The 7,390-nt window shown below is 32.0% G+C and carries 5 protein-coding genes; all 5 read right to left on the minus strand.

Annotated features, from left to right (window positions below):
- Positions 1-541: 541 nt before the first annotated feature.
- Complete coding sequence (locus G507_RS0108725) at positions 542-2,629, minus strand: VapE domain-containing protein (RefSeq protein WP_026717138.1); 2,088 nt, start codon at positions 2,627-2,629, stop codon at positions 542-544.
- Between the two features lie 75 nt (positions 2,630-2,704).
- On the minus strand, positions 2,705-2,986 hold the full coding sequence (locus G507_RS0108730; protein WP_026717139.1) for a helix-turn-helix domain-containing protein: 282 nt from the start codon (positions 2,984-2,986) through the stop codon (positions 2,705-2,707).
- 144 nt (positions 2,987-3,130) lie between these two features.
- Positions 3,131-4,039: a hypothetical protein gene (locus G507_RS0108735; RefSeq protein WP_157496540.1), complete on the minus strand. Its 909-nt coding sequence runs from the start codon at positions 4,037-4,039 to the stop codon at positions 3,131-3,133.
- Positions 4,040-4,345: 306 nt separating this feature from the next.
- Positions 4,346-5,434, minus strand: coding sequence for a Fic family protein (locus G507_RS0108740; RefSeq protein ID WP_026717141.1), 1,089 nt, complete (start codon positions 5,432-5,434; stop codon positions 4,346-4,348).
- A gap of 163 nt (positions 5,435-5,597) precedes the next feature.
- Positions 5,598-6,815, minus strand: coding sequence for a site-specific integrase (locus tag G507_RS0108745; RefSeq protein ID WP_026717142.1), 1,218 nt, complete (start codon positions 6,813-6,815; stop codon positions 5,598-5,600).
- Between the last annotated feature and the right edge of the window lie 575 nt (positions 6,816-7,390).

Raw genomic sequence — 7,390 nt, forward strand, 5'->3', positions numbered from 1 at the left:
TCATAAAACTTTTACTATTTAACCTACATAAAACTAAGTAAACAAATATACTAAAACAAGTGTATAAGAGTGCAATATAATGAACATATTGTAAACATTTTCCAATCACTTTATTAACAATGTAATTAGGGTAAGGAGGGTAAGCACTTTTTGAATAAAAGATTCTTAAATAAATTCAGCATAAAAAGTCTGATTTATATGGATTTTTGAGTGCAAACAAATCTATCTACTTTATTGAAATGCGTTACATTATTCTGATATTACCCAAAAGTTAGAAATAAAAAAAAACAGAAAATGTTTGTGTTGTTTTTTGGTTACCCTGCTTACCCTGTTCTTTTTTAGTGTTCAGTTGGCAGCAGCAGTTGGCAGTTTCTGTAATGAAAAAGTGGCTAAAGAATAACTTCAGCCACAGATTGGATGTTTTAATATAATAAATTTTGTAGGATTTGATAAAGGTGTTTTATTGATGAAGTGGATAATAAGTTTGTTTACTACTATTACCACCCCGCCCTTTGGGCACCCCTCCAGAAGGAGGGGAAAGCTAGACTGTTTTGTTTTTATTATCTACTTCTTCGTAGGTGTTTTCTATTAAAGCATATACAAATATACCGTTTTTCTTTAGTCTTATGAAATTGTGTTTTTTTAATGCTTTTCCTAATTTGTTTATTGTTCCATCGTTTAGGTTTAGTTTTGTTCTTTCGGCTAAAATTGCTGCTATTTGTGATGCGTTTAGGAATAGTGTTGCTTTTTCTTTTTCGCAAGGTTCGAACCAGGTTAATAGTAGTTCTTCTTCTGGACTTCTTAGTTGGTATTGTTCATTGTTTTCGCTTATATTTTTGATTTCTTCTTGGTCGAACCAATGTCTGAATCCACTTTTGAAAAGAAACAAAGCTTGGGAAAATACCAGATTAATATCTACTTCGTGTTGGTATTGGATGCCTTCTAATTCAAAACAAAGAAACCTTCTACTTCCTGTACTGTCGTTTAAGAACTGAGCTGTGTTGACACTTCCTGCGAAAGATGCCCTTCTTGGCATAGTTTCATTGTTGTGTCCGTAAGCTTTTCTCATTCTGATTTGCGTTTTTGTAATGATCTCTTTTAAGCTTCCGATTTCTGAACGGTTTAGGTTTTCTAGTTCGTCTAAGTTGATTAACATACATTCTGATAATTGTACTAAAGTATCTTTGTTATTTGGGTTTATGGTTCCAGAAAATAGATATTCTTTTAATTGCTTTGGAACGATTTTTTCTACCCAAGTTGTTTTTCCTAATCCTTGTTTTCCGCTGAATACGATTACGGTGTGATTTATGACTTTATCATCTAATACACAACCTACCATTGCTACTATCCATTTTTTGAAACATTCTTGCCAAAGGTCTTGTTTTGTTGTGGTTATTGTGTTGGCTAATTGTGTGATGTAATCTTCTTTTTCATCGTATTCTGGTAAATTGTCGAAGTAGTCCTGGAACGGATTGAATAAGGGACAGAAATCGGAATTTAATAAGTTTCTTAATGAAGATAAATTTGTTCTGATTCTACCTTTTAGACATTCACGAAGCATTGAGTTTTCGATAAAGTCGTTCATCACATTCCACTTCTTTTTACCGTAATATTGGAACTCTAATTTACCTGAAACAATATTATGACGAAATACATATCTAGTTGATAAGAATAGTTCTAAACGGTCAATTTGGGTTGGTTTGGGTTTGTCTTCGTCGTCTTCGGTATCATCAAAGCTCTTCGACAGGCTCAGAGTGACATTGTTCTTTTTAATTGGCTTTTCGTTTTTATCGTTTGCGAATTCGTGTATGTTTCCGTAGGCACTTTGGACTGCTTGGGTTACTTCTTTTTCATCATATCCAAAATCTGTTAGAATAAAACCTAATGCTTCTTGTAATGCTACTCCTTTTCGGTTTAGGTTACAGGCTAATTGGTGTACGAATACGTTGCGGCTACCATTCGCGAATTGCACTTTTTTTTCGGTGAATTTTATGCAGTGGTTGTAAATAACCTCATTGTTTTCGGTTATTTGAGTTCCTTTCGCAAGCTCAGGATGACAAACGTTTTTAAGAGGCATTTCCACTTCTCTCAAAGTGACAAAGGTTTTAGCTTCGGGATTGTGGTATAGGTTTTCATCCCAGGAATAAAAACATAGTCTGGTTATGTCTTTTCCGGATTTGTCTATTTCTAGTTTTAGGAGTTCTTCATAATGGGCTTGGACTTTTAGAAAGGTTTCTTTGTGTTGGGTTTCTGGTGTTTCTATTTTTACTAGAATTTTTAATCCGTTACCTGATGGACTGATGAAACTTGCCCATGTGTATTGGCTTTGATTTGCTGTATGTTTTGCTTTTTGTAAATCTGTTTCACTTAGTTTGTCAATGTCTAAAATAATGCAATTTGAATATTCGTTTAAAAAATCCATTTTTCTACCACCAATAAATTTACCTGAAGGTGTGAATGCAGGTAATGCTTTTTTGGCTTTGTTGTAGGCTTCTTCTTTTTTTTCTTTTAGTGATTTACGTAAATAAACTATTGCATGTTTGTACTTTCCTGTTTTGATTTCTTGAAGTATTTCTTCTGTTTTTTTGTGTTCTACTACTTCGTTGAAGTTTTTAAAAACTGTTACCATAAGTTAATTATGAATTATTAATTATGAATTATGAATGCTTTGATTGTGTGATTATAAACCTATGGTTTATTGATTCTACTTTCCTTTAAAAGATTTGTTGTAGTGTTCTTGCAATAGTTTTTCTACGTCAGATAGTTTGTAATAGATTTTACTTCCTACTTGACTGAATGAGATTTTACCTTCGTCTCTCCAGGTTTGTGCTGTTCTTTTTGAAATTTTCATGAGTTGTAATAACTCTTGATTGTCGATAAAGGTTTCTTTTTTGGGATCTGCTTTTAGACTAATTTGGGATTGAATTACGTCTAATTTTGTAATTAGTTCTGTGAATTGTTCTTTTGTGAAGATAATTGCTTCCATTTTTTACATATTTTAAAAGTTATGGTGCAAATGGAAGAAAAAGAAAAAAGTCCGATTAGACTTATTTGGTCTTATCGGACTAAATTGTTTGTGAAGTGTTATTCTTGTTGACTCTTTGAAATTGCTTTTGAAAGCAAAATCTAACTAGAACTTTACGGCTGCATCACTATTTGGGTCTTTGTCGGTGCGATTTGGTGAAAGATAGGTCTGAATTGTAGCTTGAGATAATGGTTGACCATTTTCGTCTACAAAATTATCGCAGATAAATTGGGCCACATCTTTGATTTTATATGGAATATAAGCTGTACCGTTTGGTTTTACATTTACCATCATTTGTTTGAAAGCATTTGTAATTATATTGATTGGACCGTTTAACTGAATTTGCATTTTTGGTGTTGCTTTTGAATTAGCAGCTTCTTTGTCCTGGTCTTTTTCTTTCTCTCTATTCGATTTCATACTACGAATGGTTTGCAATTTTTCAATTAAAAAACTGCATTGATCGTTGTATGGTTGTAGTTTACTATTTATGTAAATAATATCCGCTTGTTTGTATTCAAATATTTCTTCTGTTAAGTAGATTAATTTTTCATCAAAATCTGTTAGTTTTTCTACATACTCTTTTACTTCATGGAATGAAAAATGTCTGTCTTCAGCTTCGGCATTGATTAGTCTTTTTGGAGTTCCTTTTTTAGCTGCTCTTACTCTCAAAGATTGCACTTCGTCTCTTTTCTTTTCAATGTAATGTAACATCTTATTGAATCGACATAAGCAAGAACCCGATAGAAATAGATTTTCATTTAAACCTAATAATTTTTCAAACTTGTTCAACCATTTTAGTTCGTCTTGTACAAGGTCTGTCTGATAGTTTATAAACTTAGGAAATTTGGACTGTGGCAAATTGAAAACCTTATTCAATAAGGCAAAACAATATTTTTCTACTGTCACTTTATCTTCAATAACTATATCCAATAGTGGGTTTGTAGACTGCTCAGAAGAGGTCGTAACGTATTCCGTAAACGGAGCTGTTTTTATATTATCGAGATTAGAATGCAAGTAATTTGATTGGTATTAGTAGTTAGTTTTTAGTTTTTGATTCCCCTTATTTATTGCTTAATCTCTTGTAATTTTTAGTTTAAAATCACGCGCAACTACCAATCAACTAGATTATTATTGAATATTATGTTTTCAATTCTGCTAAATTAGAAATAAAAAAAAATCCTTTAAGTAAGGATTTTAAATTAATTTATTAACAATTCGGTAAAGAAATGATTACAAATTATTTAACACGAAAATAACGCAAATTAGTGCAAAATATTGTTTTGATTTTAACCTTATTTGGTTTGTTAATTTTTGATCCTGTTACTGTTTCAAAATTGCTAATAATCTGTAATTGATGTATATTTTTTCTTTACCTACTGCTTCACTTTTTAAAAAGCCTTTTTCTTCTAAAGCTATCAAATAATTTCCAATGGTTTTTAGTGATGCTAGTCCTTCTGCTTCTAGTTGTTGTCGTTTTGTATAGGGCAATCTAAATAAGGCTTCTACAAGGTCTTTTGAATATACTTTTGGCAGTTCTTGTTGTATTTCTGCAGCCATACTATTCATCAAGTTTTCAATAGCTGCTATTTGCTTTCTTCCTTTTAGTGCTGTGCTTTCGACCATATCTAACATGTAGATAATCCAATCTTCCCAGTTTCCTTCTTCTGTAACTTTTCTTAAATTATTGTAGTAAGCTGCTTTGTTGTCGATGATGTAATTACTCATGTACAATGCCGGTAAATCTAATAATCCTGAAAATTTTAAATATAACAATAAGATGATTCGACCGGTTCTTCCGTTTCCATCAAAAAAAGGATGTATGGCTTCGAACTGGTAATGAATGATTGCCATTTTTACTAATGGATCTATTTCGTCTTGCGCATGGATGAAGTCTTCTAAGTTTTTTAATTTCTCACGAATTGTATTTTCTCCTTCTGGTGGTGTATAAATGACTTTGCCAGTTGCTGGATTTTTTAATTGTGTTCCAGGTGCGTTTCTGATTGCAGCAGTATTTTCCTTAATAATTTGCGCCAATTTAATAAACAAGTTGGTGTTCAGTATTGGACGTTTTTCGATTTCTTGAAAACCAAACCATAAAGCGTCTTTGTAATGCATTACTTCTTTGGTAGCTGGATTGTCGTATTTCTTTTCCGCTATGGAAGCCATGAACAATTCATCTTGTGTTGTAATGATGTTTTCAATTGCCGAACTGGCTTGCGCTTCTTGCAAATTGATGGTGTCAATAAACAATGTTGGGTTTGGTAAATTGGTAATGGCACCTTTCAGTTCTGACAAAGCTCGACTTGAAGTAATTAGTTTTTTTAAAATTACTTTTGATTCTAAATCAATTTTCGGTGGCAATAATGGTAATTCATTATAGGCTACTTCTGGGTTATAATTGGTGCTCATAAGCTATTAATTTTAATACTTCAACGAGAGTCATATTTACCTTCGTTTTGTTTTCGAGAGTAAAAATAGTAAAAAATTACCTTCGAAATGATTTTCGAGAGTAAAAAATGATAAAAATTACCTTCGTAATGAAAACGAGAGTCATTTCTACTCTCGAAGTTTTTTAGTAGATGTATTTGTCAACTGCTTGGTCTAATTCTTCGCTGATGATTTTGGCATATATCTGAGTTGTGCTGATGTCGTTGTGGTCCATTAATTTACTCACGTGTTCTATTCTCATTCCATTATTTAAAGCATTTGTTGCAAATGTGTGTCGACTAATGTGAAACGAAACTTTTGTAGTGATTTCTAATTTTGTTGCTAACTTCTGGATTTGGAAATTAGCTGCTTTGTTGGTTCTGCTTGTAATGTCAAAACGATAATCGGCATTGCTTAAAAATTGTTGTCCGAATTTTATAATTGGAAATATGAAGTCTTCTGGATCAGGTTTCTCTTTTTTGTATTTCTGAATGATATCCAAAGCTACTTTACCAATTTTAAATTGATGTAATCTTCCTGTTTTACGAATTACTTTTTTTATTCTGTTTTCTTCCTGGTTAAAGTTTTTGACTTGAAATTCGACTACATCACTAAAACGTAATCCACCGGCATAAATTGAAAACAAAAACATATCTCTAGCTATACAAGTATTTGAACCTTCTTTAAGTTCTGCATTAGCTATTTTTTCAATCTGGTCTTTCTTTAAAAATTGTCTTTTGCTTTTGTCTTTCTTTAGTTTCAGTTTGTTGAATGGATACATATAATCTGGAATAATTTCTTCTTTAATGGCATCTTTAAACATGATTGCCAGAATCATTATAGAATAACGTTGCGTAGTATTACCATTGCCTAATTTGTTTCCCATATGACTCATGTAGTCCAATAGTAAAGAAACTGTAATGTCATCAAAAAACACATCCCTCGTTTTTGTGTATTTTTCAAATTTTCCCAAATAGGTTTTATATCCTCTGTATGAGGAAACAGATAAATTACATTTGTTTTTCTCTACTCGATTATAGGCATAATCAAAAAAGTTTGGTACTTCTTTTCCCTTGATGGCTTCTTTTATCCTTTTTACTGAAATGGTTTTCACCTTGCGTTCCAGGTCTGCTAGTTCGGCTTCAGCATCTGCTACTTTTTTAGCTAGGTTGGCATTCATTCTAGCACTATTAGGATAGTTCTTCTTAACTCTCTGCTTTCCTTCATCCCACTCGCTCTCCTTTAGCTTGATTCCAGCAGTGATAAATTTCGTTTTTCTATCTTTTATAATTCGGATGTACAAAGGGCTATGCCCAGCTTGGTCTTTTTGATTGACACGAAGTATTAATTTAATTGATGCCATACTGCTTGATAAATAGAATTGTTATACTACATTTGTAATCTAATGCAAAGGAGTGAAAGTATTGATTTCATTGGGTTTTCATTCTAGTGCAACGGAGTACTAAAGTACAACAATTGGTACAACAAAACAAGTATTTTGATGCTTTTTACTGCTTCATTTTGTTCTTTCAAATTTTCTAAAGTCAATTATAACAGCACTTTAAGTGCAAAAGGGTACTTGCAGTTTTGTAGTTGAGATAACACCGGTTTTGTTCAATGGCTTAAGCTTGGTTTTTCCTTCGGAAAAACCTCTATGAATCATAAATTTGTTTTATATTTGCTTTGGTAAGTGCTTAATCAAAGCCACTGAAACAAAGCCGAGAACCGTTGTAGGCAACACCTTAGCTACACTTTACGCAAGTAGAACTTAAATTATTTTATTTACATTCTTCTGAATAATTAAGACAGTATCAAACTCGATATTTTTGTTTGTAAATCTTATTCTATAGTTGCGTAATTAGCAAAATTATATAAAAGCAGTAATGCTTTTCTTTAAAGTTACAACCCTTGTTTGTAAACTTATTATCCTTGCTTGTA

The sequence above is a fragment of the Flavobacterium gelidilacus DSM 15343 genome (assembly GCF_000422685.1).
Taxonomy (GTDB): domain Bacteria; phylum Bacteroidota; class Bacteroidia; order Flavobacteriales; family Flavobacteriaceae; genus Flavobacterium; species Flavobacterium gelidilacus.